This window comes from Novosphingobium profundi, from assembly GCF_020524485.1.
GTDB lineage: Bacteria > Pseudomonadota > Alphaproteobacteria > Sphingomonadales > Sphingomonadaceae > Novosphingobium > Novosphingobium profundi_A.
Map to the genome: position 1 here is coordinate 1,039,428 of NZ_JAIVLF010000001.1, position 25,199 is coordinate 1,064,626.

The 25,199-nt window shown below is 65.9% G+C and carries 24 protein-coding genes; 14 read left to right on the plus strand and 10 right to left on the minus strand.

What is annotated here, in order from left to right:
* Window positions 1–167: 167 nt before the first annotated feature.
* From LC060_RS04575 to LC060_RS04585, 3 genes are all read left to right on the plus strand, one after another.
* Window positions 168–1,328 carry a murein transglycosylase A gene (locus tag LC060_RS04575; RefSeq protein ID WP_264191750.1) on the plus strand — a complete coding sequence of 387 codons (1,161 nt, stop codon included), beginning with the start codon at window positions 168–170 and terminating at the stop codon, window positions 1,326–1,328.
* Window positions 1,325–1,903, plus strand: a complete 579-nt coding sequence (locus tag LC060_RS04580; protein WP_226633110.1) for a Smr/MutS family protein — start codon at window positions 1,325–1,327, stop codon at window positions 1,901–1,903. The genes LC060_RS04575 and LC060_RS04580 overlap by 4 nt, the downstream gene beginning before the upstream one ends.
* Window positions 1,904–2,026: 123 nt before the next feature.
* Window positions 2,027–2,329, plus strand: a complete 303-nt coding sequence (locus LC060_RS04585; protein ID WP_226633112.1) for a hypothetical protein — start codon at window positions 2,027–2,029, stop codon at window positions 2,327–2,329.
* A gap of 259 nt (window positions 2,330–2,588) precedes the next feature.
* On the opposite strand, the gene ahpF is transcribed toward LC060_RS04585, so the two are convergent.
* Both ahpF and ahpC read right to left on the minus strand, forming a co-directional pair.
* A complete protein-coding gene (gene ahpF / locus LC060_RS04590) occupies window positions 2,589–4,202 on the minus strand; it encodes an alkyl hydroperoxide reductase subunit F (RefSeq protein ID WP_226633114.1) in 1,614 nt (537 codons plus the stop codon).
* 199 nt (window positions 4,203–4,401) lie between these two features.
* Window positions 4,402–4,965 carry an alkyl hydroperoxide reductase subunit C gene (gene ahpC, locus LC060_RS04595; RefSeq protein ID WP_039388232.1) on the minus strand — a complete coding sequence of 188 codons (564 nt, stop codon included), beginning with the start codon at window positions 4,963–4,965 and terminating at the stop codon, window positions 4,402–4,404.
* A gap of 268 nt (window positions 4,966–5,233) precedes the next feature.
* Between ahpC and acpA the strand changes: the two genes are divergently transcribed.
* A complete protein-coding gene (gene acpA / locus LC060_RS04600; RefSeq protein ID WP_226633115.1) occupies window positions 5,234–6,916 on the plus strand; it encodes an acid phosphatase in 1,683 nt (560 codons plus the stop codon).
* A gap of 18 nt (window positions 6,917–6,934) precedes the next feature.
* Here acpA and LC060_RS04605 read toward each other — a convergent pair whose 3' ends face one another.
* The 3 genes from LC060_RS04605 to aroC all read right to left on the minus strand — a co-directional run bounded on the left by LC060_RS04605 (window position 6,935) and on the right by aroC (window position 9,054).
* The gene (locus LC060_RS04605) at window positions 6,935–7,351 is read right to left on the minus strand and encodes a membrane protease subunit (RefSeq protein WP_226633117.1); all 417 of its coding nucleotides are present in this window, start codon (window positions 7,349–7,351) and stop codon (window positions 6,935–6,937) included.
* Between the two features lie 100 nt (window positions 7,352–7,451).
* Window positions 7,452–7,925 (minus strand): YaiI/YqxD family protein, encoded by a 474-nt coding sequence (locus LC060_RS04610; RefSeq protein WP_226633119.1) that lies wholly within the window; start codon window positions 7,923–7,925, stop codon window positions 7,452–7,454.
* 16 nt (window positions 7,926–7,941) lie between these two features.
* Window positions 7,942–9,054, minus strand: coding sequence for a chorismate synthase (gene aroC / locus LC060_RS04615; protein ID WP_039388229.1), 1,113 nt, complete (start codon window positions 9,052–9,054; stop codon window positions 7,942–7,944).
* An 83-nt stretch (window positions 9,055–9,137) separates the two neighbouring features.
* On the opposite strand from aroC, the gene LC060_RS04620 reads away from it, so the two are divergent.
* Both LC060_RS04620 and LC060_RS04625 read left to right on the plus strand, forming a co-directional pair.
* Window positions 9,138–9,455 carry an antibiotic biosynthesis monooxygenase family protein gene (locus LC060_RS04620; RefSeq protein WP_226633121.1) on the plus strand — a complete coding sequence of 106 codons (318 nt, stop codon included), beginning with the start codon at window positions 9,138–9,140 and terminating at the stop codon, window positions 9,453–9,455.
* Window positions 9,452–9,799 carry an arsenate reductase gene (locus LC060_RS04625; RefSeq protein ID WP_226633126.1) on the plus strand — a complete coding sequence of 116 codons (348 nt, stop codon included), beginning with the start codon at window positions 9,452–9,454 and terminating at the stop codon, window positions 9,797–9,799. The genes LC060_RS04620 and LC060_RS04625 overlap by 4 nt, the downstream gene beginning before the upstream one ends.
* Window positions 9,800–9,957: 158 nt before the next feature.
* Here the strand turns inward: LC060_RS04625 and LC060_RS04630 are convergent, their stop codons facing one another.
* Both LC060_RS04630 and ubiG read right to left on the minus strand, forming a co-directional pair.
* Entirely contained in the window at window positions 9,958–11,166 is a 1,209-nt protein-coding gene (locus LC060_RS04630; RefSeq protein ID WP_226633128.1) for a hypothetical protein, read from the minus strand.
* Window positions 11,167–11,177: 11 nt separating this feature from the next.
* Complete coding sequence (gene ubiG, locus LC060_RS04635) at window positions 11,178–11,963, minus strand: bifunctional 2-polyprenyl-6-hydroxyphenol methylase/3-demethylubiquinol 3-O-methyltransferase UbiG (RefSeq protein WP_226633138.1); 786 nt, start codon at window positions 11,961–11,963, stop codon at window positions 11,178–11,180.
* 104 nt (window positions 11,964–12,067) lie between these two features.
* On the opposite strand from ubiG, the gene LC060_RS04640 reads away from it, so the two are divergent.
* Window positions 12,068–13,327 (plus strand): aspartate kinase, encoded by a 1,260-nt coding sequence (locus tag LC060_RS04640; RefSeq protein WP_413465087.1) that lies wholly within the window; start codon window positions 12,068–12,070, stop codon window positions 13,325–13,327.
* 93 nt (window positions 13,328–13,420) lie between these two features.
* On the opposite strand, the gene LC060_RS04645 is transcribed toward LC060_RS04640, so the two are convergent.
* A complete protein-coding gene (locus tag LC060_RS04645; RefSeq protein ID WP_226633139.1) occupies window positions 13,421–13,960 on the minus strand; it encodes a DUF2239 family protein in 540 nt (179 codons plus the stop codon).
* Window positions 13,961–14,045: 85 nt separating this feature from the next.
* Here LC060_RS04645 and LC060_RS04650 point away from each other — a divergent pair, with 85 nt between their 5' ends.
* Window positions 14,046–14,378: a GIY-YIG nuclease family protein gene (locus LC060_RS04650; protein ID WP_226633141.1), complete on the plus strand. Its 333-nt coding sequence runs from the start codon at window positions 14,046–14,048 to the stop codon at window positions 14,376–14,378.
* 287 nt (window positions 14,379–14,665) lie between these two features.
* Window positions 14,666–17,053 carry a glycoside hydrolase family 3 N-terminal domain-containing protein gene (locus LC060_RS04655; protein WP_226633143.1) on the plus strand — a complete coding sequence of 796 codons (2,388 nt, stop codon included), beginning with the start codon at window positions 14,666–14,668 and terminating at the stop codon, window positions 17,051–17,053.
* A gap of 211 nt (window positions 17,054–17,264) precedes the next feature.
* Here the strand turns inward: LC060_RS04655 and LC060_RS04660 are convergent, their stop codons facing one another.
* Complete coding sequence (locus LC060_RS04660) at window positions 17,265–17,651, minus strand: hypothetical protein (protein WP_226633145.1); 387 nt, start codon at window positions 17,649–17,651, stop codon at window positions 17,265–17,267.
* Between the two features lie 98 nt (window positions 17,652–17,749).
* On the opposite strand from LC060_RS04660, the gene LC060_RS04665 reads away from it, so the two are divergent.
* The 5 genes from LC060_RS04665 (at window position 17,750) to LC060_RS04685 (ending at window position 23,881) form a co-directional block, all read left to right on the plus strand.
* On the plus strand, window positions 17,750–18,769 hold the full coding sequence (locus LC060_RS04665) for an NAD(P)H-dependent flavin oxidoreductase (RefSeq protein WP_226633147.1): 1,020 nt from the start codon (window positions 17,750–17,752) through the stop codon (window positions 18,767–18,769).
* A gap of 245 nt (window positions 18,770–19,014) precedes the next feature.
* The gene (gene purU, locus LC060_RS04670; protein ID WP_039388211.1) at window positions 19,015–19,869 is read left to right on the plus strand and encodes a formyltetrahydrofolate deformylase; all 855 of its coding nucleotides are present in this window, start codon (window positions 19,015–19,017) and stop codon (window positions 19,867–19,869) included.
* Between the two features lie 150 nt (window positions 19,870–20,019).
* On the plus strand, window positions 20,020–20,895 hold the full coding sequence (locus LC060_RS04675) for a dienelactone hydrolase family protein (RefSeq protein WP_226633150.1): 876 nt from the start codon (window positions 20,020–20,022) through the stop codon (window positions 20,893–20,895).
* Window positions 20,896–20,955: 60 nt separating this feature from the next.
* On the plus strand, window positions 20,956–21,363 hold the full coding sequence (gene msrB, locus LC060_RS04680) for a peptide-methionine (R)-S-oxide reductase MsrB (RefSeq protein WP_226633152.1): 408 nt from the start codon (window positions 20,956–20,958) through the stop codon (window positions 21,361–21,363).
* Window positions 21,364–21,661: 298 nt separating this feature from the next.
* Window positions 21,662–23,881 carry a transglycosylase domain-containing protein gene (locus tag LC060_RS04685; protein WP_226633153.1) on the plus strand — a complete coding sequence of 740 codons (2,220 nt, stop codon included), beginning with the start codon at window positions 21,662–21,664 and terminating at the stop codon, window positions 23,879–23,881.
* Window positions 23,882–23,931: 50 nt separating this feature from the next.
* Here LC060_RS04685 and LC060_RS04690 read toward each other — a convergent pair whose 3' ends face one another.
* Window positions 23,932–25,194: an N-succinylarginine dihydrolase gene (locus tag LC060_RS04690; protein ID WP_226633155.1), complete on the minus strand. Its 1,263-nt coding sequence runs from the start codon at window positions 25,192–25,194 to the stop codon at window positions 23,932–23,934.
* Window positions 25,195–25,199: the final 5 nt, after the last annotated feature.

The following is a 25,199-nucleotide window of genomic DNA, read 5'->3' on the forward strand; positions in this document are numbered from 1 at the left end:
ACGGGCAGGAAGCGCTGTAACGCTTCGCTGCCCGTTTCGTTTTTTCGGTTCTGCGAAGCGGGGCCCCATGTGAATTTTGCTGGAGTGCCTGCCCCGTGGTCCGAGATCGCCTGTCAGCGTCCCTGTTCGAGCGCTGCCTCGCCTCTTCGCGTGCCGCGCTCGGCCGCATGGCACTCCTGGGCGGGCTTGCCGTGCTGCTGGCTTCGTGCGCGGGACGTGTCGAGGCTCCGGGCTCCGCAACCGCTCCTGCGCCGACCAATGCCTTGGCCGCGGGCGTGCGTCCGGGGCCGGCCTTCGCCTCGCTGCCGGTGGGGGCAATGGATGCGGGCGCAGCGCTGGCGGGGTTCGCCGAAAGCTGCCCCAAGCTCCTTGTCCGTGAGGATGTGAGCGGCCTGACCCGCGTCCAAGATTGGCAGTCGGCCTGTACGGCTGCGGTAACCTGGTCGCAGGGGGATGCCTCCCGCTTCTTCGCCACCTACTTCGAGACAGTCCGCGTGGGCGAAGGCGCGGCCTTCGCGACGGGGTACTACGAGCCCGATATCGCGGGTTCGCGCGACCATGTTCCGGGATACGATGTGCCGGTTTACGGCGTGCCGGACGACCTCGTGCGCGCCCGGGAAGGCGATGCGGAGCGGCTCGACAACGGGCGCATGCCGGTCGGGCGCTATGATGAACAGGGGCAATTCACCCGCTACTTCGACCGCGCCGCGATCGAGGATGGCGCGCTGCAGGGCCGTGCCCCGATCATTGCCTGGGCCCGCGATCCGGTCGAGGTCTTCTTCCTCCAGGTCCAAGGTTCGGGCATGCTGCGCGCGCCGGATGGCGAGGTCATGCGCATCGGCTATGCCGGGCAGAACGGCCACGGCTATACCGCCATCGGCAGCCTGATGCGCCAGCGCGGGCTGCTGGGCGATGGGCCGGGACAATATGCCGCCTCGATGCAGGGCATCATGCAGTACATTCGCGAGAACCCGGAAGAGGGTGCCGCGCTGATGCGCGAGAACCGCTCCTTCGTGTTCTTCCGTGAACTGACAGGTGACGGCCCGGTGGGCGCGCTGGGCGTGACGGTGCGGGCGCACGCCTCGGTCGCGACTGATCCGAAATTCGTGCCGCTGGGCGCGCCCGTCTTCCTCGACCTCGACCGGCATGAGGCCGATGGCCTCTGGGTTGCGCAGGACACCGGCGGGGCGATCAAGGGTGCCAATCGCTTCGATACATTCTGGGGCAATGGCGAGGAGGCGCGCGCGACAGCGGGCGACATGACGGGGCGCGGAAACGCGCTGATCCTGCTCCCCAAGGGCACCCTGGCGCGTCTGGGCGCGCTGTGAGACGGCCGGGACGCCGCCTGAGCGAGGATGAAGCGCGCCTCTGGGGCGAGGTTGCGCGCACCGTCAAGCCGCTCGAACCTGCCGTTCGGTGCCCGGTGTCCAATGCGCCTGTGCCTGCCGAGAAGGCGAAACCCGCCCCGCCGGTCATCAAGAAGAAGGTGAAGGGACGCGTTCCACCTCCGCTGATGCCCAAGCCCACTCCGGCGAAGGCGCCCAAGGGGGAGACCCAGTTGCACCTTGACGGCTCCTGGGAGCGGCGGATTGCCAAGGGGACGCTCGTTCCCGATTTCAGTCTCGACCTCCACGGATCAAACCTGGACTATGCGTATCGGCGGCTCATGGATGGCCTGTCGCAGGGCAAGGCCATGGGCGCGCGGGTGGTGCTGGTTGTCACCGGCAAGCCGCGTCCAGTCGACGCCATGGACCGGGGCGAGCGGCGCGGCGCGATCCGTGCCAAGATCAAGGATTGGCTGATGGTCAGCGAGCATGCGAGCGACATTGTCGCCATTCGCGGTGCGCATCGGCGGCACGGCGGGCAGGGCGCGCTTTACATCGTGCTCAAGCGGCGCCGCTGAAGGCTCAAGAAAGAGAGAATACAAGGGGTCATCACCGCTTGACCCCGAAATGGGCGACCTCACTTTTCTCAGGCAGTTTGGCGCGTGTGAGGTGAGGAAGACAGTATGGGGAGTCCGAGGGCGATGGCCCTCGGAATGAGTTTTCCAGCCTCTATTTTTACCTTCTGGGGCAAGTCACTGGAAGTTCCTCGTTTTTCTGGAAAATGCCTGCGGCGTGCGCGTCGGCAAGAAGCGCGCAATGAAAAAGCCGCGTCCTCTTGGGCGCGGCTTTTGAATGGATCAGCTGAAACGGGCGCTCAGTTCGGAGGCTACTTCCTCGTTTCTTGCCAGCGCGAAAGTAAGCGGGCCTTTACGGCGCAGGGACTGGCAAATCCAGATACCCTTGTCTTCGCAGTAGTCGCGCAGATCCTGGAAGTTTTCGTCTAGATAGGTGAAGCGGGAGAATTCTGAAATATTGTTGGTCATGGGGCTTATATACACGCAGAAGCCAAAAATTTCAACCCGCCGCAATCTGAGCACTTTTTCCCGGTTTCCTGCGGATTGCAGGCGGGCGCGAGAGGCGGTTCGGTTCTCTGCATTCGCAGGTGCAGCATTCTTGCGGGTTTGCCCGAACACGCAAAAGGGGCGGGAAAGCGCCTGCGCGCTCCCGCCCCCTGTTCACGTCCGCTGCCTGCGGTGTGTGGCCTTATGCGACGGCTTCGGCCGCTTCCTGGGCGCCCTGGGCAACGTCTGCCGGAGCCTCGTTGCGGATCAGGAAGTCGAAGGCCGAAAGGGCGGCCTTGGCGCCTTCGCCCATCGCGATGATGATCTGCTTGTAGGGCACCGTGGTGGCATCGCCCGCGGCGAAGATGCCGGGAATGTTGGTCGCCGCCTTCTGGTCGATCACGATCTCGCCGCGGTTCGACAGTTCAACGCCGCTGTCCTTGAGCCATTCGGTGTTCGGGACAAGGCCAATCTGCACGAAGATGCCTTCGAGCTCGATGGTGATTTCCTCGTCGCTCGCGCGGTCCTTGTACTTCAGGCCATTGACCTTCGCGCCATCGCCGGTGACCTCGGTGGTCTGGGCGTTGGTGAGGATCGTCACGTTCTTCATCGACTTCAGCTTGTCGACCAGAACCTGGTCGGCGCGCAGCTGGGTGTCGAATTCGATGAGGGTGACGCTGCCCACGATGTTGGCAAGATCGATCGCCGCCTCGACGCCCGAGTTGCCGCCACCGATGACCGCAACGCGCTTGCCCTTGAAGAGCGGGCCGTCGCAGTGCGGGCAATAGGCCACGCCCTTGGTCTGGTACTCGGCCTCACCGGGCACGCCCAGCTGGCGCCAGCGCGCGCCGGTGGTGAGGATGAGCGAGCGGGCCTTGAGCGAGGCGCCGTTGGTGAACACGACCTCGTGGTAGCCGCCCAGGTCCTTGGACGGGATGAGCTTTTCGGCCCGCAGCAGCGGCATCGTGTCGATGTCGTACTCAGCGATGTGCGCGTCGAGTGCGGAGGCGAGCTTGGGACCTTCGGTGTAGGGAACCGAGATGAAGTTCTCGATGCCCATGGTGTCCTGGACCTGGCCGCCCATGCGCTCGGCGGCGATGCCGGTCGAGAAGCCCTTGCGCGCGGTGTAGATCGCCGCGCCCGCACCAGCCGGGCCGCCACCGATCACGAGAGCCTCGAAGGGCTTCTTTTCGGCGAGCTTGGCGGCGGCCTTTTCGCCCGCCTTGGTGTCGAGCTTGGCGAGGATCTCGGCCACGTCCATCTTGCCCGAGCCCCACATGGTGCCATCGAGGAAGACGGCGGGGACGGCCATGACGCCGCGGTCCTCGACCTCGGCCTGGAAGGCGCCGCCCTCGATCAGGGTGGCCTTCACACCCGGGTTGTTGAGCGCCATCAGCGTGAGCGCCTGAACCACGTCGGGGCAGTTGTGGCACGAGAGTGAGAAGTACATCTCGAAGTCGTACTCGCCCTCGAGTTCGCGGATCTGGGTGAGCACGTCCTCTTCGACCTTGGGCGGGTGGCCGCCGGCCCACAGCAGGGCGAGGACGAGCGAGGTGAACTCGTGGCCGAGCGGAACACCGGCGAAGCGCACAGAGGCTTGCGGGTTCGACGCGCGGCGGATTTCGAAACTGGGCTTGCGGGCATCATCGCCATCGAAGCTGGCCGAAACCTTGTCGGACAGTTCGGAGATGGTCGAGAGCAGTTCGCGGGTTTCCGCCGACTTCGCATCGTCGCCAAGCGAGGCGACGAGCTCGATCGGTTCGCGCAGCATGCCGAGGTACTGGGAGAGCTGTTGCTTCAGATTGGCGTCAAGCATGTCGGGGTCCTTTCGGGGAGAGAAGAAAGAGAATGCGTGAGGGGGAAGAAGGTGGCGGTCCGGGCTCTGCGCCTCGGCCACCGGGCGCGCACGGGGGCGCTTCCGGGGGAGGGAGATCCCGGGCCGCGCACCGTCCGCACGCGACCCGGATATCGCGGGCGGCGCTCAGGCCGCCCGGCGATACGTTGTCGCGTCGGGCTTAGATCTTGCCGACGAGGTCGAGCGAGGGAGCGAGGGTTTCCGAACCTTCTTCCCACTTGGCCGGGCAGACCTGGCCGGGGTTGTTGCGCACGTACTGTGCAGCCTTGATCTTGCGGACGAGTTCGACGGCGTTACGGCCGACGCCTTCGCAGGTGATTTCCATGATCTGGATGACACCGTCGGGATCGACGACGAAGGTGGCGCGGTCGGCGAGGCCGGCTTCACGCAGAACGCCGAACTTGTTCGACAGCTCGTGGTTCTGGTCGCCGAGGAAGGCGAACTTGAGCTTGCCGATCTTCTCCGAGGTGTCGTGCCAGGCCTTGTGGCTGAAGTGCGTGTCGGTCGAAACGCCGAACACTTCCACGCCCATGCCCTGCAGCGTCTCGTACTGGTCGCCGAGGTCTTCGAGCTCGGTCGGGCAGACGAAGGTGAAGTCGGCGGGGTAGAAGAAGAACACGGCCCACTTGCCGGCAATGTCGCCTTCGGAGACGTCGAAGAAGTCCTTGCCCTGCTGGAACGCGGTGTTGGTGAACGGCTGGATCTTGCTGCCGATGATACCCATGAGAAATCTCCCTCGCTTGGGTGTGTTGAACTGACGAGGCTGAGATAGGCGGACCAGGTGACATTTTGTAGCGGGATGATCCGATTGGGTTGATCGATTTACGCGATTACCGGGTGATCGATTTAGCGAATTAGTCGATTATCGGCAGAGGTCTGCGGTTTGTGCCTCCCGATGCGGGGCAGTGGCCCAGCCGGTGGCCGGACAATATGCGACGGCGCGTGTCATTGCCGCGTTGAGCTTGGGGCTCGGGGCGGCTAAGTCCCTCGCCATGGCAGACAATCACCGCGATGAGCCGCGCTCTGGCGCACCCGCCAATCCTGACCGCCGCCGCCTGCTGACCGGCATGGCCACCGCGGCCGGTGCCGCCGCGCTTGGCGGGCTGGCGCCTGACGACGCCGCAGCGCGCGCCTCGGCGCAGAAGGCCGCGGCGTCCCTGCCGCCCAGCGATGCCGAGCTGGCCGCGCATATCGATACGGTCGTGGTGATCTACGCAGAGAACCGCAGCTTCAACAATCTCTTCGGCGATTTTCCGGGGCTGGAGCAGCCGCTGTCCGAGGTCTCGCCCGAGCGTGCGCGCCAGCGTGACCGCGACGGCTCGGTCCTCGAAACCCTGCCCCCGATCTGGGAGGGCATGGTCCCCCACGAACAGGTGGTGGAGCACCAGGCGATCGCCATTGGCCCCGAAGATCTGGCGCCCCTCGCAAACGCACCGTTCGTGCTCGCAACGCCCGAGGGCGATCCGCTGCCCCACGGCGTGGTGACGCGCGATCTGGTCCACGCCTTCTACAACAACCAGCTCCAGATCAACGGCGGGCGCAACGATGGCTTCGTCGCCTGGAGCGATGCGGGTGCGCTGCCCATGGGGTACTATGGCGACAACGCGGCGAACCTGCGGCTGTGGCAGATCGCGCGCGACTTCACGCTGTGCGACAACTTCTTCATGGGCGCCTTTGGCGGCTCGTTCCTCAACCACCAATACCTGATCGCAGCGCGCCCGCCGTTCTACCCGCAGGCCGATGCAAGCCCGGCAAAGGGGCGCATCACGCAGCTGGAGGGCGAGGACCCCAAGGGCATCCTGCCCAAGCAGACCGCGCAGTCACCGAAAAGCGCGATGGACGGGCCGGTGCGCTTCGTACCCAACAGCCTCTCGCCCGATTTCTATGCGGTCAACACGATGCTTCCGCCCTTCGCCCCGACCTATGAGCTGGACCCGGATCGCCCCGGCTATGCCAACGCGCAGAGCAGCCACACGCTCGTTCCGCAAAGCCACGACACCATTGGCGATGTGCTTTCCGAAAAGGGCGTGGACTGGGCCTGGTACGCGGGTGGCTGGGCCAAGGCGCTGGACGGCCATCTCAACTCGGCCGACTTCCCCTCGCGTCCGAACTTCCAGCCGCACCACCAGCCGCTGAATTACTACACCCAGTTCGCACCGGGCACCGAGGCGCGCGAGGCGCACCTGCGCGACGCGGGCACGGGCGAGACGGCGCGGACCAACCGCTTCCTGGCCGACGCCAAGGCGGGCACGCTGCCCAGCGTCACGTTCTACAAGCCGCAGGGCAACCTCAACATGCACGCGGGCTATTCCGACGTCGATGCGGGCGACCGCCACATCGCAGGTATCGTCGAGGCGCTCAAAGCCTCGCCGCAGTGGGAGAGGATGCTGGTCGTCATCACCTTCGATGAGAACGGCGGCTGGTGGGACCACGTCGCCCCGCCCAAGGGGGACCGCTGGGGGCCGGGCACGCGCATCCCTGCGCTGATCGTCTCACCCCACGCGAAGAAGGGCGAGGTCGATCACACGATCTATGACACCGGCTCTATCGCGCGCTTCCTCACCCGCCGTTTCGGCCTGCGCAAGCTGCCCGGGCTCGCCGAGCGCGAACAGGCGATGATCGCGGCCGGAGGCCCGCCGCCAGGCGACCTGACGGGCGCGCTGCGCTTCGGCTGATCCAACCTGGCGGGCGGATCAGTTGGAAGGATTGAGCCGCCCGGCCTCGAGGATCGGCAGGCCGCCTTCGGTCGGCACGTAGATGATCTGCCCCCGGGACTCCTCGAGGTTCTGGATATAGAGATAGCGCAGGTAGCCTTCGGGGCCGCCCAGGCTGTCCGCGACGATGCGGTTGGCTTCAGCGAGACCCTTTGCACGTTCGACTTCGGCCGCGGCTTTCAGCTTGGCGCTGTCGAGCGCGGCCTGCGCTTCAAGAACGGCGATGCGGCGGTTCTGGGTTGCCTGGGCCAGTTGGGCTTCGCCTGCGACCTGTGCGTTCCAGACCCGCAGACCATTGTAGGCGGCGCACGATCCGAGGCCCCCGCCGACGAGCACGACGATCAGAAGAATAAGTGCCAGGCCGACCCGGATCAGGCTGTCGGACGTATGCCCCATGTATAAACCCCTCAGTTGCTGTTAGCGCCATGTCTAGCAGGATGGAGGCGCTACACCAGCGGAGCCGGATCAGGGGTGTGCGATATTCAGCTTGTATTTCTTAGAGTTGGCCGCTCTGTGATGCGCGGACGAGGCGGGTGAGTACCTGGTCGAGCGCGGAAAGAAAGCGCGAGCGATCCTGCTTGGAGAAGGGGGGCGGTCCCCCGATCTGATCACCCCCGGCGCGAAGGTCGGCCATGATCGCGCGGGTTGCGATGGCGCCCCCGATGGAGGCCATGGTGAAGGGCTTGCCATTGGGCGCCAGCACTTCGGCACTTGCCTTCAGGCAGCGGTCCGCCAGCAGGATGTCGGCGGTGATGACGACCGAGCCCTTGGAGCAGTTCTCAGCAATCCAGTCATCGGCGGCATCGAAGGCATCGCTCACGATCTGGCGCGTGACGAGGGCGCTTTGCGGAATGCGGATGATCTGGTTGGAAACGACGACGACCGGCACCTTGTAGCGGGAGGATACCTTGTAGGTTTCTTCCTTTACCGGGCAGGCGTCGGCGTCGATCAGGATGCGTAGGGAGGTCAAACCGGAAGAAGCCGCCTTAGCCGCACTGCCCGCGCTGGAGCAGCTTGTGATCGGCCAGCACCAGCGCCATCATCGCTTCGACCACGGGGACACCGCGAATACCTACGCAAGGATCGTGGCGGCCCTTGGTGAAGAGTTCAGTCGCTTCGCGCTCGCCCTTTTCATTGGGGCGGGTAACGGTGGGCTGGGGGGTGAGGATCGAGCTGGTCGGCTTGAAGGCGACGCGGCAGGTCACCGGCTGGCCGGTCGAGATGCCGCCTGCAATGCCGCCTGCGTGGTTCGCGAGGAACTCGGGCGCGCCGTCGGGGCCGGTCTCGGTGTTGGGGCGCATAGGGTCGGCGTTGCCTTCCCCGGTCAGGCGTGCGGCAGCAAAGCCATCGCCGATTTCCACACCCTTTACCGCGTTGATGCCCATCATCGCGGCGGCAAGGTCGGCATCGAGTTTGCCGTAGAGCGGGGCGCCCCAGCCTGCGGGCACGCCGCTGGCGTAGCATTCGACCACCGCGCCGACTGAGGAGCCACTCTTGCGGGCATCATCGACAATCGCTTCCCAGCGCTTTGCAGCGGCCGGGTCCGGGCAGAAGAAGGGGTTGTTGCCGATCTCTTCCAGGTCAAAGTTTGCCGGGTCGATAAGGTCGCCGCCGATCTCCGAGACATAGGCAACGATGGTGACTTCGGGAATGACGAGGCGCGCGACCGCACCGGCGGCAACGCGGCTGGCGGTTTCGCGCGCCGAGGAACGTCCGCCGCCCCGATAGTCGCGAAAGCCGTACTTGGCGTCATAGGCATAGTCTGCGTGGCCCGGGCGATAGGCGCGGGCGACGTCCGAATAGTCCTTTGAGCGCTGGTCGACGTTCTCGATCATCAGGCTGATCGGGGTGCCGGTGGTGCGCTGCACGCCGTCCGGAGCCTCGAACACGCCCGAAAGGATGCGCACCGCGTCCGGCTCCTTGCGCTGCGTGGTGAACTTGCTCGTACCCGGACGGCGCGCGTCGAGGAAAGGCTGCACCACGCTCTCGTCAAGGGCGAGGCCCGGGGGGCACCCGTCGACAACAGCGCCGATGGCAGGCCCGTGGCTTTCGCCCCAGGTGGTGAATCGGAACAGACGGCCAAACGTGTTTACGGACATAGCGGGCGCTTTGTCGCGCAACGCATCGTTTGTCCAGTATTAGCGCTTGCATACGATTGTTGCGGGCCCCATCTCGGGCCGCGATGTTTCTTGTCGTCTTCCGCAACCGCAAGCGCGCCGATATCGATAGCGCGGCCTACGCCCGCGATGCCGCTGCGATGGAGGACCTTGCGCGCCGCCAGCCCGGCTTCCTCGCGTTCAAGAGCTACACCGCCGAGGATGGCGAGGTCGTGGCTCTCTCCGAATGGGCAGACGAAGCGGCCGCGCGCGCCTGGGGGCGCCAGGCCGAACATGCGCGGGTGCAGGGCGAGGGACGCGATCGTTACTATCACAGCTATACCCTCTTCGCGTGCGATTCGCCGCGGATCCATGAATTTGAGAACAAGGAGGCCTCTTCGTGAGCCTTGAAGTCTACGGCATTCCCAACTGCGACACCGTGAAGAAGGCCCGCAAGTGGCTTGAGGCGCGGGACATCGAATACACCTTCCACGACTACAAGAAGGAAGGGGCCGATCCGCAGAAGCTGGCAGCCTGGGTCGAGACCGAGGGCGTCGAGACGGTCCTCAACAAGCGCGGAACCACCTTCCGCAAGCTGTCGGACGAGGACAAGGCCGATATCGATGCGGCCAAGGCGGTGCGGATCATGGCCGAGCACACCAGCACCATCAAGCGGCCGGTCGTCGAACACCCCAAGGGTATCCTGGTCGGCTTCAACCAGATGCAGTGGGAAGCCGTACTGAAGTGAACGAAGTTTAACAGTTAGAGAAATGAAGTCCGAGGGCCATCGCCCTCGGGCTCCCCAAACTGTCTGGCTCACCTGTGTCGCGCTGCGGTTTTCGAGAAAGGTGAGGTTGCCGATTTTGGGGGCAAGGGGCGATGGCCCCTTGAAAATCTACTTCTTTTTTAGCCCTCGACCGAGGTTCCAAAAAGCGCCGCAGCCAGGCCTAGCACGGTCAGCGCCCCGAACCCGGCAATCCGCAAAGGCCCGGCGCCCGCGGTGCGCGAGCGGATCGCCGCAAGCGCGGACTGAATCGCGTAGTAGAGCGCAAAGGCGCGGCTGGCGAAGCTGACGATCACGAAGACATCGGCCAGCCAGGTGAGGGCAAGGCCCGAGGCGATCAGCAGGACATAGGTGGGCTTCATCCCGAAGCGCTGGTGCGTGAGTTCGGCAACGAGCCCCCCCGAGCCGTTGGTGTCCGCGACCGCGGCGCTGAACTGGGCGCTCAAGGCGGCGAGGATCAGCAGCGGTCCCAGAATCGACGAGACGGTGCGCATCATGTCGATAATCGCGGTTTCACTGAGTTCGAAGCTGCCACTGCGAAAGCTGACGGCGAGGAGCACGACGTAGGCCATGTAGATGGCGCTGGCGATTGCCTGGGCCAGCTTCATCGAACGCTGGCGCTCGGCGGCGCTATAGTGATCGCCCAGATAGCGCGAGGTCTCAAAGCCCTGCACCGTCACGATGAGGCCAAACATCAGCTGCAGGGCGGGCCAGGCGCCGAGTGTCATGCCGCTGCGCGTGGCCGTGCCGGTCTCCCATTCGATCCCGGCGTGAACTGCAAGAGCGCCGATCAGGGCGGCGATGATGACGAGCTTGACCGAGACGGTAAGCTGCTCGAGCCGCTCAAGGAGCGAAAAGCCCTTGGTGAGGCCCGCCAGCAGGATCAGCGCATAGGCCCCCGTGGTGATGAGCCGGGCGAGCGTGTCGGAAGGCGCGCCGAAGATGCGTGCGGCAAAGGCACCGAAGAGGTTGAGGTAGTAGGCGACCGAGATCACGTAGGCGAAGGCGAGCGCCCAGCTGGAGATGCGCTCCAGCCCGGTCGAGAGCGGGGTCTCGTGCGCGCCTTCGTCCAGCCGGGCGATGTTGGTGCGGATCGCCGCGCCAAAGAGGTAGCCTGCAAGGCACAGCAGCGCCATCGCCGCGATGCCCCAGGTGCCGAAGCTGTCGGTCAGGATCGGCCCGAGGATGAGGAACCCGCTGCCGATGATCGAGGCCAGCGGAGTGATCCCGGCGCGCCACAGCCGGGCGCGCGACAGACGCGGCCAGGCGAGCAGCGCAGCGGTGCCGAGCCCCGCAAGCGCGAGGGCGATCTCGATGCCAAGCTGGCCCATGGGTGCCGGGGTCAGTCCTCGGAAGCGCCCGCGCGGCGCGCGGTGACAATGAAGTTGAGCGAAAGATCCTCGGAGAGGTGGAGCCCGCGTGTCGGTGACCAGGAGATCCCGGTGGGCTCACCCAGTGCCAGGTCCGCCTGTGTGGCAAGCTGCGTCAGTTCCTCGAAGGTGGGGAAGGCCGACCAGTCGTGGGTGCCGCGCGGGACCATGCCGAGCCGCTCGGCGCCCTCGACCAGCAGCAGGCGCGAGAGCGCGCTGCGGTTGGGGGCCGAAAGGATCATCAGGCCGTCGTCGGCAAGGGTGGCCGCAAGGCCTTTAAGGAACGCGGCCTTGTCGGCAACGTGTTCGATCACCTCGAGCGAGCAGACAAGGTCGTAGCCTGTCAGGCCCAGGCTGGAGAGCTCACCGCAGCGGTAGTCGATGGCAAGGCCCGAAGCCTCGGCGTGGGCACTGGCGGCCGCGATGTTCTCGGGCGCGGCGTCGACACCGGTGACCTCGCCGCCGAGGCGCGCGAGCGGTTCGCACAGCAGGCCCGCTCCGCATCCGGCGTCGAGCACGCGGCGTCCGGCCAGCGGCTTGAGTGCGCGCGAATCGCCTCCGAAATGCGCATCGATCGCCTTGCGGATGAAGCCAAGGCGCACCGGATTGAGCTTGTGCAACATCGCCGAGGACCCCTTGGGATCCCACCATTCCGCCGCCATCGCGCCGAAATGGGCGGCTTCTTCGGGGCGGATCGTAGCCGGGGTGGTCGTGTCCGGATTTGCCTGCTCGGGCGCACGGGGAGTTGCATTGTTCATAAGACCCCCCTAACAGCGCGCCCGAACCTTATCCATATTGCGCGTCGATTGAAATTTTCGCAAACCGCCGCGCAATCCCCTTTTTTGACGGGAGCACTGACACCTTGGCCCGTATCGTGATGAAATTCGGCGGCACCTCCATGGCCGGGACCGAGCGCATCCGGCGCGTGGCGGGTATTGTCAAACGCCAGCAGGAAGCCGGGCACGAAGTGGCCGTGGTTGTCTCTGCCATGGCGGGCGAGACCGACCGGCTGGTGAACTTCTGCCGCGAAGCCAACGCGCTCTATGACCCGGCCGAGTACGACGTGGTCGTTTCTTCGGGCGAGCAGGTGACCTCGGGGCTCCTCGCGCTGACGCTGCAGTCGATGGGCTGCAAGGCCCGTTCGTGGCTGGGCTGGCAGGCGCCGATCAAGACCGACGATGCCCACGCCAAGGCCCGCATCGAGGACATCGATCCCGAAGGCGTGCTCGCCTCGATGGCCTCGGGCGAGATCGCGGTGTTCCCCGGCTTCCAGGGCGTTTCGCCCGAGGGCCGTGTGACCACGCTTGGCCGCGGCGGCTCGGACACCTCGGCGGTGGCGGTTGCCGCTGCCATCGGCGCGGACCGCTGCGATATCTACACCGACGTTGACGGGGTCTACACCACCGACCCGCGCATCGTTGCCAAGGCCCAGAAGCTGCCGCTCGTCACTTACGAGGAAATGCTCGAACTCGCCTCTGTCGGCTCGAAGGTGCTGCAGACCCGCTCGGTCTCGCTCGCCATGAAGGAAAACGTGCGCGTGCAGGTGCTCTCCTCGTTCATCGACGAGAACGCCCCCTCGGCGGACGACCTGCCCGGCACGATGATTGTCAGCGATGAAGAATTGGAAGAAAGCGACATGGAACGCCAGCTGATCACCGGTATCGCCGCCGACAAGAACGAGGCGAAGGTTACCCTTACCCGCGTGCCCGACCGTCCGGGCGCGGTGGCCTCGATCTTCACCCCGCTTGCCGAGGCGAACATCAACGTCGACATGATCATCCAGAACGTGGCGAAGGAAAAGGGCGAGACCGACGTCACCTTCACCGCACCGATGGCCGATCTCGCACGTACGCTGGCCATGCTCGAAGAGCGCAAGGAACAGATCGGTTTCTACCGCCTGATCTCGAACGACAGCGTCGCCAAGATCTCGGTCGTCGGCGTGGGCATGCGCAGCCATGCGGGCGTTGCGGCGACCATGTTCAAGACCCTGGCGGATCGCGGCATCAACATCCAGGCGATCACCACCAGCGAGATCAAGGTCTCGGTGCTGATCGATGCCGACGAGACCGAACTGGCCGTGCGCGTGCTGCACTCGGCTTACGGGCTCGACGCCAAGGGTTGATCCCAGGCCTCTGGCTGCGGCCGGAGCGACATCGCATACCAATGGCCCGGACGGCTCCTTGAAGGGGCTTTCCGGGCCGTTTGCGTGTGTACCTCAGGCGAGATCGTCCTCGCGGACCTGGGCCAGAGCGACGAGGTAGGTGCGCACGTCCTCCGGCCATCCCGCCACCGCCTCGCCAAAGGCGGCCATGTCGCCCGCAAAAAGCTGGCGCGCCGCGTCCTCGAACCCCGGATAGTCCCCGGCAAGAGCCGCCATCGCGCGGTAGCAGCGCTCCTGCGCGGTGCGCAGGGCCGTGCGTCCGCCATCGGCCCGCCGCGCCTCATCGACAAGCCGCCGGAGCGCCTGCGAAGCCCCGCCCGGCTGGCGCGCAAGCCAGTCCCAGTGGCGCGGCAGCAGCGTAACTTCACGGGCGGTGACGCCCAGTCGGGGCCGTCCGCGCTTGCGCGGTGGTGCCTGCTCCTGAGGGGCAGTGTCCCGCCAGTCAAGGTCGACCACCCGGCCGCTGGCATCCTCGAACACCAGAACCCCGGTCGGATCGGCGCGAAGTTCCCGGACAAGCTCCGCGCGGGTGCCTGCGGCCAGGCGGGTACCCGCGCGGAAGGCGGTGCAGGTACTGGAACGTGACGTGCTCATAATTTTATCCGGATAAATTGATCTCAAAGCCTGGTCAATATATCCGGGTAAAAATGATTCGCTGCAAAGGGAGACGCAAGCCGTGATGAACAAGGAACACCGCAAGGGCCTGCAGGCCGACTACCGCCGCAAGGTTGCGCGCCCGGGCATCTACGCGCTGCGTGCCAGCGATGGCGGAGTGTGGGTGGGGGCGGCCAGCGATCTCGATACGATTGCCAACCGGGTCCTGTTCACGCTGCGCCAGGGGACGAGCCCGCACCGCAGTTTGCAGGCCGCGTGGAACGCGGCAGGCGAGGGTGGCCTTGTCTGGGAGGAACTGGAGGAACTGGATGGCGAGGAGCTAGGCCTTGCTGTTGCGCGCGTGCTTAAGGAGCGTCATCTGCACTGGCGTGAGACGCTGGGCGCGACGCGGATCTAGGTTGGGCGCGCATAGGGGGCGCTCTCTTGTGCGCAATGCGACACAGCGGGCGTCATAGGCGCTTTTTTTCGTGTCGATTTACCGCTACGCGGATAGTGTCGGGCTTGAGAATATATCGTGCCTGCCCGTGCAACCTAGTCTCAAACGCAATAATAGAACGGGGCGCAGCGTGGTGACGGACATCGGGGCAGGGCGAGGCCGCCTACCCGTGCGAGAACATTGCGCCGGGCGCATGCGAGGCGTCTTGGCCCGCGCTCCGTTTGCACAGCCTATCTGGAGTACATGATTTGAAAGCCAGCCTCCCCACCGCACGCCGCACGCCGACGCGCCGCGTGCTCGGGCGTCTTCTCCTGATGGCCACCTGCCTGGTTCCGGCGGGCGCTCTCGTCGTGGGCGGCATGGCGAACCGGGCCGAGGCGCGCGTGGCGGCAAGCTCCGAGGATGAGGCGGTCACGGCGCGTGCGAAGGCGCTGCTGGCGCAGATGACGCCGGAGGAAAAGGCTGGGCAGCTGGTCCAGTACTTCTACCTTGGCGAAGCGTCGGCGACCTCGTCCGAAGCGATGACGAGCGCGATCAGCGTGGAAGATGCCGTGGCGCGCGGCGAGGTGGGCTCGCTCCTGCTGATGACCGACCCGGTCGAGATCAACCGCCTGCAGAAGATCGCGGTCGAGAAGACCCGCCTTGGCATTCCCCTGCTGTTCGGCTTTGACGTGATCCACGGTTTCCACACGATCATGCCGGTGCCGCTGGCAATGGCCGCGTCCTGGGATCCGTCCGTGGCCGAGAAGGGCCAGGCGGTCGCGGCGGCTGAAGCGCGCGCGGCGGGCGTCAACTGGACCTTCGCGCCGATGGTCGACATCGCGCGCGATGCGCGCTGGGGCCGTATCGTCGAGGGCGCGGGCGAAGACCCGGTGCTGGGCGCGGCGATGGCGGCCGCACAGGTGCGGGGCTTCCAGGGCGAGAAGATCGGAACGCCCGGGCGCATCCTGGCCGGTCCCAAGCACTTTGCCGGTTACGGCGCGTCGCTTGGCGGACGCGACTACGACGAGGTCGACCTCTCCGACAACGAGCTGCGCAACGTCTACTTCCCACCCTTCAAGGCGGCCATCGATGCGGGCGCGGGCAACATCATGGCGGCCTACATGCAGCTCAACGGCGTGCCCGCGACGACCAGTTCGTGGCTGCTGAACGAGGTCCTGCGCAAGGAATGGGGCTTTGACGGTTTCGTCGTCTCCGATGCCAACAACGTGTCCTCGCTCGTGCGTCAGGGCGCTGCGGCGAATCCGGAGGAGGCCGCGGTCCGCGCGATCCGTTCCGGGCTCGACCTGTCGATGGAGATGCCGGCCAAGAGCAGCCCGATGCTCTCGCTCGCGCAGTCGCTGAAGGACGGCACGCTCGATGCAAAGACGCTCGACACGGCCGTGCTGCGCCTGCTCGAAGCCAAGATCCGTCTTGGCCTGTTCGAACAGCCTTACGCGGATCCTGCGAAGGCAAAGTCCGTGGCCGCCAAGGCCGAGCACCGCGACATTGCGCGCATGGCCGCCGAGCGCGCCGCCGTCCTCCTGGAAAACGGCAAGGGCGTGCTTCCGCTCGACACCACGAAAACCAAGTCGATTGCGCTGATCGGCCCCTTCGCGAATGCGCCGCATGACCAGCTTGGCCCCTGGGTGTTCCCCGGCCCCAAGCCCGTCGGCGTCAGCGTCCTGGAAGGGCTCAAGGCCAAGCTGGGCGACACGGTCAAGGTGACCTACGCGCCGGGCGTGCCGATCCCCAAGCGCATCAATCGCTCCTTCTTCGACGACATCAACCCGCCCGTGGACCTGCCCGAGTTTGCTGAGGTCGACGAGGCGAAGACGGCGGCGGAGTTCGACCGTGCAGTGGCCGCGGCCAAGGGCGCGGACGTTGCCGTCCTGGTCCTGGGCGAGGCGCAGAACATGGCAGGGGAAGCCGCCTCGCGTGCCTCCTTCGAACTTCCCGGACACCAGCAGCGCCTGCTGGAAGAGGTCATTGCGACGGGCAAGCCGGTCGTCGTCGTCCTGATGAACGCGCGTCCGATCAACCTGCAGGGCGCCAAGCCCGATGCTGTGCTGGAAGCGTGGTATCCCGGCTCCGAGGGCGGCCCCGCCATCGCCAATCTCCTCACCGGTGACGCGGTGCCGGGCGGCAAGCTGCCGATCAGCTGGATCCGCGACGGCTCGCAGGCGCCCTTCAGCTATGATCGCATGATCTCGCACGCTCCCTGGGGGGCGGACACGCGCTACTGGGACCAGGCGAGCAACGCGCCGCTCTACGAGTTCGGCTATGGCCTGAGCTACACCACCTTCGAATACGGCAACCTCACCGTGGCGAAGGACGCGGTGGCCAAGGGCGAGCCGGTCGAGGTGTCCTTCGATCTCACCAACACCGGTTCGCGCGCCGCGGACGAGGTGGCCCAGCTCTACATCCACCAGCGTTCGGGCACGTCTTCGCGCCCGGAACGCCAGCTCAAGAAATTCCGCCGCATTGCCCTCCAGCCGGGCGAGACACAGCGCGTCACCTTCACGCTGACGGCGGACGATCTGCGCTACTGGAGTTCGGTCACCAAGGACTGGATTCAGGATGCCAGTGTCTTCGACGTTTGGGCAGGTGGCAGCTCCAAGGCCGATCTGGCAGGGGAGTTCACAGTTACGCTGTAAGGGCGCTTAGTTACGCGACCCCGGTCCCTCGTGGACCGGGTGGAACGTCCGCCGGGCATGGTCTCATGGGGGTGAGGCCTTAGTGCCAGGCGGATCGCGACGCGGCCAGGGGGCGGGGGGATTGCCCCCTGGTCGCGCTTTATTCCCGAAAGTCCGGGCCTTCGGGATATGTCGGTGGGAATGAGTGCCCGGCCTCTGGCCAGGCCCGCGATCAGGCCGCGACGCGCCGCAGTTCGGCAAGGCGCGCGGCAATATGCTCCTGCTCGCGCTGCATCGCGCCGGTGTTGCGATCGTTGAAGGCGTCGAGCATGCGCGCGATGCTGGGTTCCAGATGCTGCCAGGCCGCCTGCGGCAGGCGCGGTTGCAACTTTATCCAGGCATCGTGGATATCCATGACGTCGGGCCGTGCGCCGGAGTTTGTCGTGCTGGCGGCAAGCCGAACGGCGGCCTCAAGGTCGAGGACGTCTTCAAAAGTTTCGCCACTAAGCTGGTAATCTGTTGGAATCTGCATGACTTTCCGAAATGGGGCGGCTGGGGTGAGCCCTTCGGTCTTGGATAGGAACATGCAGCTGCCTTTGTAAAATGAACGTCGGTTCATAACGGAGGCGATCCGATTTGGTTCCCGCTTCGCGTCTTGTCGGGGACGATTCGTGCCCTTATGGCGCTTCGTTCGGCTTACCGCGCAAAGGACCTTCGATGACCGCACACGACAAGACACTCGCCCTGATGGCTCGGGGGCGCGAATTCCTCGGGACCGAGACGGCGATCCTGTGCGGCGCCATGTCGTGGGTGTCCGAGCGCAACCTCGTCGCGGCAATCAGCAATGCGGGCGGCTTTGGCGTGATTGCCTGTGGGGCAATGACGCCCGAACTGCTCGACGCCGAGATCGCCGCCACGAAGACGCTGACACAAAAGCCTTTCGGCGTGAACCTTATCACCATGCACCCCCAGCTCTTCGAGCTGATCGCGATCTGCGCGCAGCACGGTGTGGGTCATGTCGTGTTGGCCGGTGGCATTCCGCCCAAGGGCAGTGTCGAGGCGATCAAGGAGGCCGGTGCCAAGGTGATCTGCTTTGCGCCCACGCTGGCGCTGGGCAAGAAGCTGCTGCGTTCGGGCGCCGACGCGCTCGTGATCGAAGGCAACGAGGCGGGCGGCCACATCGGTCCGGTTTCCACCTCCGTTCTGGCGCAGGAAATCCTGCCGACGCTGGCCGAGGACAACATCGTCTTCGTGGCAGGTGGTATCGGCCGCGGCGAGGCCATGGCAGGCTACCTCGAAATGGGCGCTTCGGGCGTGCAGCTGGGTACGCGCTTTGCCTGCGCCAGCGAATCCATCGCGCACCCTGATTTCAAGAAGATGTTCTTCCGTGCCTCGGCGCGCGATGCCATCGCCTCGGTCCAGGTCGACCCGCGCCTGCCGGTGATCCCCGTCCGCGCGCTGCGCAACAAGGGCACCGAGGCGTTCACCGCCAAGCAGATCGAAGTCGCCAAGAAGCTCGATGCGGGCGAGCTCGACATGGGCGAGGCGCAGCTGGCGATCGAACACTTCTGGGCGGGCGCCCTTCGCCGCGCGGTCATCGACGGCGATGTCGAGGGCGGCTCGGTCATGGCGGGCCAGTCGGTCGGCATGGTCAAGGCCGAGGAGCCGGTGGCCGAGATCATCGCGGCGCTCCTGGTCGAGAGCGAGGCTGCGCTTACCAAGCGTTCGGCCGCCTGAGCGCCCAACCCGTGCCCCTGGCTGAGCCCGGCACCTGCCGGGAAGGCTGCGGGACGCCACATTTTTGCAGGTGATCAAGGCCGTCCCGGGCTCGACATCCGGGGCGGCCTATCGCATTCTGAACAGACAGGAATTCATGTTGCCGTTCGATGCGGGCAAGGGCGCGCAGTCAGCTGTGTGTCAGTCCTTGCCATCCCCCCGCTCGGTCGGCTCCTGGAACACGCTCAAGACGAGGAAAGAAAATAGTGTCGCAGCCCCTCATTCTCGCGCTGTCGTGTGCGGACAGGCCCGGTATCGTCGCGCGCGTAACCGGCTATCTCGCGCAGTGCGGGTGCAACATCGTCGAGGCGCAGCAGTTCGATGACCTGCTCGAAAACAAGTTCTTCATGCGCGTGGCCTTTGATCCGGGCACGACCGACCGCGAAGAGATCCGCGAGGGCTTTGGCCCCATTGCGCTCGAATACGGCATGGCCTGGACGATGCAGCGCCGCGACCGTGCGCGCCGCGTCCTGCTCATGGTCAGCAAGTTCGACCATTGCCTCGCCGATCTGCTCTATCGCCAGCGCATCGGCGAGATCAACATGGACATCGTGGGCGTGGTCTCGAACCACCCGCGCGAGGCGGTGACGACGCACCTGCTCGACGGCATCCCCTTCCACCACCTCCCGATCACCAAGGAGACCAAGCCCGAGCAGGAAGCCAAACTGCGTGCGCTGGTCGAAGAAACCCGTGCCGAGCTGGTCGTGCTGGCGCGCTACATGCAGGTCCTTTCGGATGACATGACCCGCTATCTTTCGGGTCGCTGCATCAATATTCACCACTCGTTCCTGCCCGGCTTCAAGGGCGCCAAGCCCTATCACCAGGCTCACGCGCGGGGCGTAAAGATGATCGGGGCGACCGCGCACTATGTGACTGCGGACCTCGATGAAGGTCCGATCATCCACCAGGACGTGGAGGCCGTGACCCACGCCGCAACGCCCGAGGACATGGTGCGCAAGGGCCGCGACATCGAACGCCGCGTGCTGGCCGAAGCGGTGCGCCTGCACCTTGAGGAGCGCGTCCTTCTGAACGGTGGCCGCACGGTTGTCTTCAAGGGCTGATTGCCCGGATTTCGCGTTTCGTGAAAGGCTCGCCCCGCGCCATCCGGCATGGGGCGGACCTTTTTGCAGGAGGGGGCAACTGTGGGCCTCGCCAGCGCGTTGCCCGCCCGATAGTCTGGTGCGAGCGCCAAGCGAGGGAGACGAGAATCCATGTGCGACGAATTTACCGAGGCTGATGATGCGACGCGCCGCGAAGGCGGGCTCAACCGCCGCCAGTTCGCCGCGCTGGGCGCAGGAGCGGCGCTCGTCGGCTGTGCGGGCAAAGCGGGAAGTGCCGGCGAAGAGGGCTCGGACCTGCGCGAGCGGATGGTCTCGATCACCACCGAGGACGGTGTGTGCGATGCGTTCTTTGTCCACCCCTCGACCGGGCAGCATCCCGGTATCGTGATGTGGCCGGACATCGCAGGCCTTCGCGATGCCAAGAAGATCATGGCGCGGGCGCTGGCTGCAGAAGGCTACGCGGTCCTTGTTGTCAACCAGTACTACCGCTCCAGCCCCGCGCCGGTTCTGACCAGTTTTTCCGACTGGCGTACCGAGGAGGGCAAGGCGAAGATCGCCCCCATGCGTGAAGCGCTGAGCCCGGAGGCGGTGACCCGCGACGGCGCGGCCTTTGTCGCGTTTCTTGACGCGCGCGAGGAAGTCGACACCTCCCGCAAGATCGGCTCGAACGGCTATTGCATGGGCGGGCCTTTCACCGTGCGCACGGCCATTGCCGCACCCGAACGGGTGGGGGCAGCCGCCTCGTTCCACGGGGCGGGGCTGGTGACGGGCGAGCCTGACAGTCCCGACGCGCTGCTGGACGAAACCAAGGCATCCTATCTTTTTGCGATTGCGCGCAACGATGATGCGCGCCAGCCCGAGCAGAAGACGAAGCTGCGCGAAGCCGCGGCGAGCGCGGGCCGCGAGGCCGAGATCGAAGTTTACGACGCCGATCATGGCTGGTGCGTTCCCGATTCCCCGGCCTGGGATCCCGAAGAGGCCGACCGCGCGTGGAAGCGCATGATGGTGCTGTTCGCCACTTTGTGAGCGCGCTTGGCATTTACGCGGCGATGCCCATATCGCGTGCCTGAGACAGCGGAGAAGCCGATGACCGACGACAAGCTTGCCATGACCGAAGCCGAATGGCGCGAGAAGCTCACGCCCGAGCAGTACCATGTGCTGCGCGAGGCCGGAACCGAGCGCGCCTTTACCGGCAAGTACGACAAGAATTATGCGGACGGCACCTACTTCTGCGCCGGGTGCGGCGCGCCGCTCTTCACCAACGAGGCCAAGTACAACTCGGGCTGCGGCTGGCCCGCCTATACCGCCCCGGTAGAGGAAGATGCCGTCGAGACGCGGCGCGACATGTCCCACGGTATGGTGCGCGTGGAAGTGCTCTGCTCGCGCTGCGAGGGGCACCTGGGTCACGTCTTTCCCGATGGCCCCGGTCCGACGGGCCTGCGCTATTGCATCAACAGCGCCTCGCTCGATTTCGAGCCCGAGGAGGGTGAGTAGGGGGTAGGAAAAGTGATCTCCGAGGGCCATCGCCCTCGGGCTCCCCGAACTGTCTACCTCACCTTCCGCGCGCCGCCTTGGCTGGGAAGGGTGAGGTCACCGATTGTGGGGTCAAGGGGTGATGACCCCTTGAATCCTGTTCTTCACTTTGGGGCTCCGGGATGTCCCGGCCCGCCCACTCGATGAAGTGCTGAACACGCTCGCCATGCGCTGTTAACGGCAGGTTACAATTCCTTCTGCAAGGTGTAGGGCGTCGAACGGACAATCGTCGTCCGCAAGAGGGAATTCCAGTACTCCGATGGCCAAGAAACCCGGCCGGCGCCCCGCATCCGGCGCGTCCCCCCGCAAGAAGTCGCCGTCCAAGCCGCCGCTGGCGCGTCGCATCGTGCGCGGCGTTCTCATCTGGGGCACGGCGCTGGCGCTACTCGGCGCCATCTTCCTTGGCACGGCCGTGTTCTTCACCATGCGCGAGCTGCCGGGGATGACCTCGCTCAAGAGCAGTCAGAACGGGCAGATGATCGTGGTGCGGGCGAACGACGGCTCCGAGCTCGTCTCGCTGGGCCCCAGCTACGGCAAGTGGCTGAGTTACGACCAGATTCCCAAGGTGATGAAGGACGCCATCGTCTCCACCGAGGACCGGCGTTTCCGCGATCACATCGGTGTCGACCCGGTGGCGCTGGCGCGCATCTTCAAGGTCCGTGTGGAGCGCGGGCACTTCCGCGAAGGCGCTTCCACGATCACCCAGCAACTGGCGCGCAACATCTTCCTCAACAACGCCCGGACCTTCGGGCGCAAGGGCCGTGAGATGATCCTGGCGCTCGCCATGGAGCGCAAGTTCAGCAAGGACCAGATCCTCGAGCTCTATCTCAACAAGGTCTACTTTGGCGGAGGTGCTTATGGCATCGACGCGGCAAGCCGCAAGTTCTTCGGCCACCCCGCGACCGAGCTCTCGACCGGCGAGGCGGCCATCATCGCAGGTCTGGTGAAGGCGCCGTCCCACTATTCCCCGACCGCCGACGTCGAAGCCTCGATCGGGCGCGGCAAGGTCGTGCTCGGCCTCATGGCGGAAACGGGCGCGATTTCGCAGGCCGAAGCCAATTCGATCGACCTCACCCAGATCGAGATGGCGGTTGATGCCGGGCAGAACTCGGTGCGCTACTTCACCGACTGGGCGCTGCCCCAGCTCGACATGCTGCTGCCTGAAACCAGCGAGCCGATCGAAGTGTGGACGACGCTCGACCCCAAGATGCAGGAGGCCGCGACCAAGGCCGTCGATGCCAACGCGCCCAAGGGCGCACAGGGGGCACTCGTCAGCCTTGACCGCGATGGCGGCGTGCTGGCGATGGTGGGCGGCACCGACTACGTCACCTCGAACTACAACCGCGCGACGAGCGCGGTGCGCCAGCCCGGTTCGGCCTGGAAGCTGTTTGTCTACATGGCCGCGTTGGAAGCGGGCTACACACCCGATGACACCGTGGTCGACGAGCCGGTCACCATCGATGGCTGGAGCCCGCAGAACGCCAACCGCAAGTATTCGGGCGAGATCGACGTGCGCACGGCCTTTGCCTATTCCAAGAACACCATCGCGGCCAAGCTGGGTTCGGAAGTGGGCTTCGGGACGGTGGCCAGCATGGCGCGCCGCTTTGGTATCTCGACGCCGGTTTCCACCAATCCTTCGATGGTGCTGGGGACCTCGGAAGTGCGCGTGATCGACATGACGCAGGCCTTTGCTGCCGTCTCGGCCGGGGGCACGTCGGTCGAACCCTTTGGTATCCGCAAGGTCACCACGACCTCGGGCGAAGTCCTCTACGAGCACAAGTCGGTCCAGGGCCAGATGCTGGTCCCGCCCTATGTGGCCGCCGGTATCACCGACCTGCTCCAGACGACGGTGGCCACCGGCACTGGCCGAGCGGCGCAGATCGGACGCCCGGTCGCGGGCAAGACGGGTACGACGTCCTCCAACAAGGACGGCTGGTTCCTGGGCTTCTCGAGCGGGATCACGACAGGTGTATGGATGGGCCGCGACGATGCCAAGCGCGTGGCGGGCCTGTCGGGCGGACACGCGCCCGCCCGCGCCTTCCATGACTACATGGCGGTCGCGGTAAAGGGCCGTCCGGTCGAGCAGTTCGAGACCGAGCTCAAGTTGCCCGAATGGCAGCTGGAGCCCGACGACGAATACCTCCAGGGTGATCCGGACGAGTACTATTACGTCGATGAGTACGGTAACGTCGTCTACCCCGACGCGCAGGGCCCTGGTGCGAACGGCGATGAGCCGCTTTACGAGGACGGTTCGGGAGTTGGCGATCCGGCCTATGGGCCAGGGCCCGCTCCGGCTTATGCCCCGGCACCCGCTCCGCAGGGACCGGCCGCGGCGACCGATGATTTCCTCAACCGCGCGACCGGCCGTCAGCCCAATGGGCCTCCTCCCGTCAACGTGACACGAGGGCAGGGCAGTCCGCGTCCGGTGCGCACACCCCCGCCTCCGGCGCCCGCAGCGCCGGGGCAGGTACCTTACTAGCGATGTTCAGGAGCGGGGGCGGACCGGACAGGATCCGCCCCCGTTGCCGTTCAGAAGCTGTCCCGGTCGAGCTCGGGAAGGTCGAGCGCGGTGCAAAGAGCCGCGCGCGCGGCGATGCACTGGGCCCAGAGCTCGGGGCTCGCGAGGTCGTCAGGCGCGATCGTCTCGGGCCAGTGGGCCTTGACCACGGCGGCGATGGCGTCGAGCTTCTCGGGCGTCGCAAGAAAACGTGGGTCCACGTCGGCCGGATCGGCGACCACGCGCAGGCGCAGGCAGGCAGGACCGCCGCCGTTCGCCATGGATTCGCGCAGGTCGTGCACGAAGAGCTGGCGGATTGGGCCATTGCCCGCGACATGGGCTTCCAGCCAGTTCCATACCGCAGGTGTCTCGCGCGCTTCGCCGGGGAGCACCAGCGCGGCCTCGCCCGAGGGCAGCGTCACCAACTGGGCGTTGAAGAGGTAGGACGTGATCGCATCGGCAAGGCTGACCGCGTGGGCGGGCACTTCGACAATCTCGATCTCGGGCAGCTTGGCGCGTAGTTCGGAATAAAGCGCGTCCTTGTTGGCAAAGGCCTGCTCGTGCGTGAAGAGCACACGCTCGTTGGCGACCGCGACGACGTCGTTGTGGAAGGCGCCCGCCGCGATGGCCTCGGGCGACTGGAGCGCGAAGACGGTGCGGGCGGGATCGAGCCCGTGGCGCCGTGCGATGGCCTCACTCGCCTCACGGTGCTGGCGCGCGGGGAAGGGGCCGCCGGTCTCGCCGTAGACGAAGACCTCAATGCCCGGCGCGTCATGGCGTGCGCACAGGCGCATGTGGTTGGCCGCGCCCTCGTCGCCGAACGGTGCCGGGACCGGCGCGTGAACGGCAAACGCCTCTTCGTCCGCAAAGGCGAGGAGGAGCTGTGCCAGTGTCTCGCGCCATTCGTGGCTGCGGTGGGGCATGGTGACCAGATTGGCGACGGTGATGTGGCATCGGCCATCGGCGCAATCCGAAGCCGGGCTGACCGTACCCGCGTTTGCGGCCCACATCGAGGAGGCGGACAGCGCGTTGGCGCGCAGCGCGGGACTGGCCGCTTCGATGGTCGTGCCCAGCTGCCTCAGCCAGCCCTCGTCGGGGCGGCGCTGGGGCAGGAACAGGCCCTGCGGCAAGCCGCGTTCAAGGTTCGCGCGCATCTTGGCAATGCCCTGGAGAGCAGCTTCGCGCGGACGGGCAATCTTGCCGGTGTTCTTGGCCGAGGCGAGATTGCCCAGGCTAAGACCGGCGTAGTTGTGGCTGGGGCCGACGATGCCGTCGAAGTTGATTTCGGTGATCATAGTGG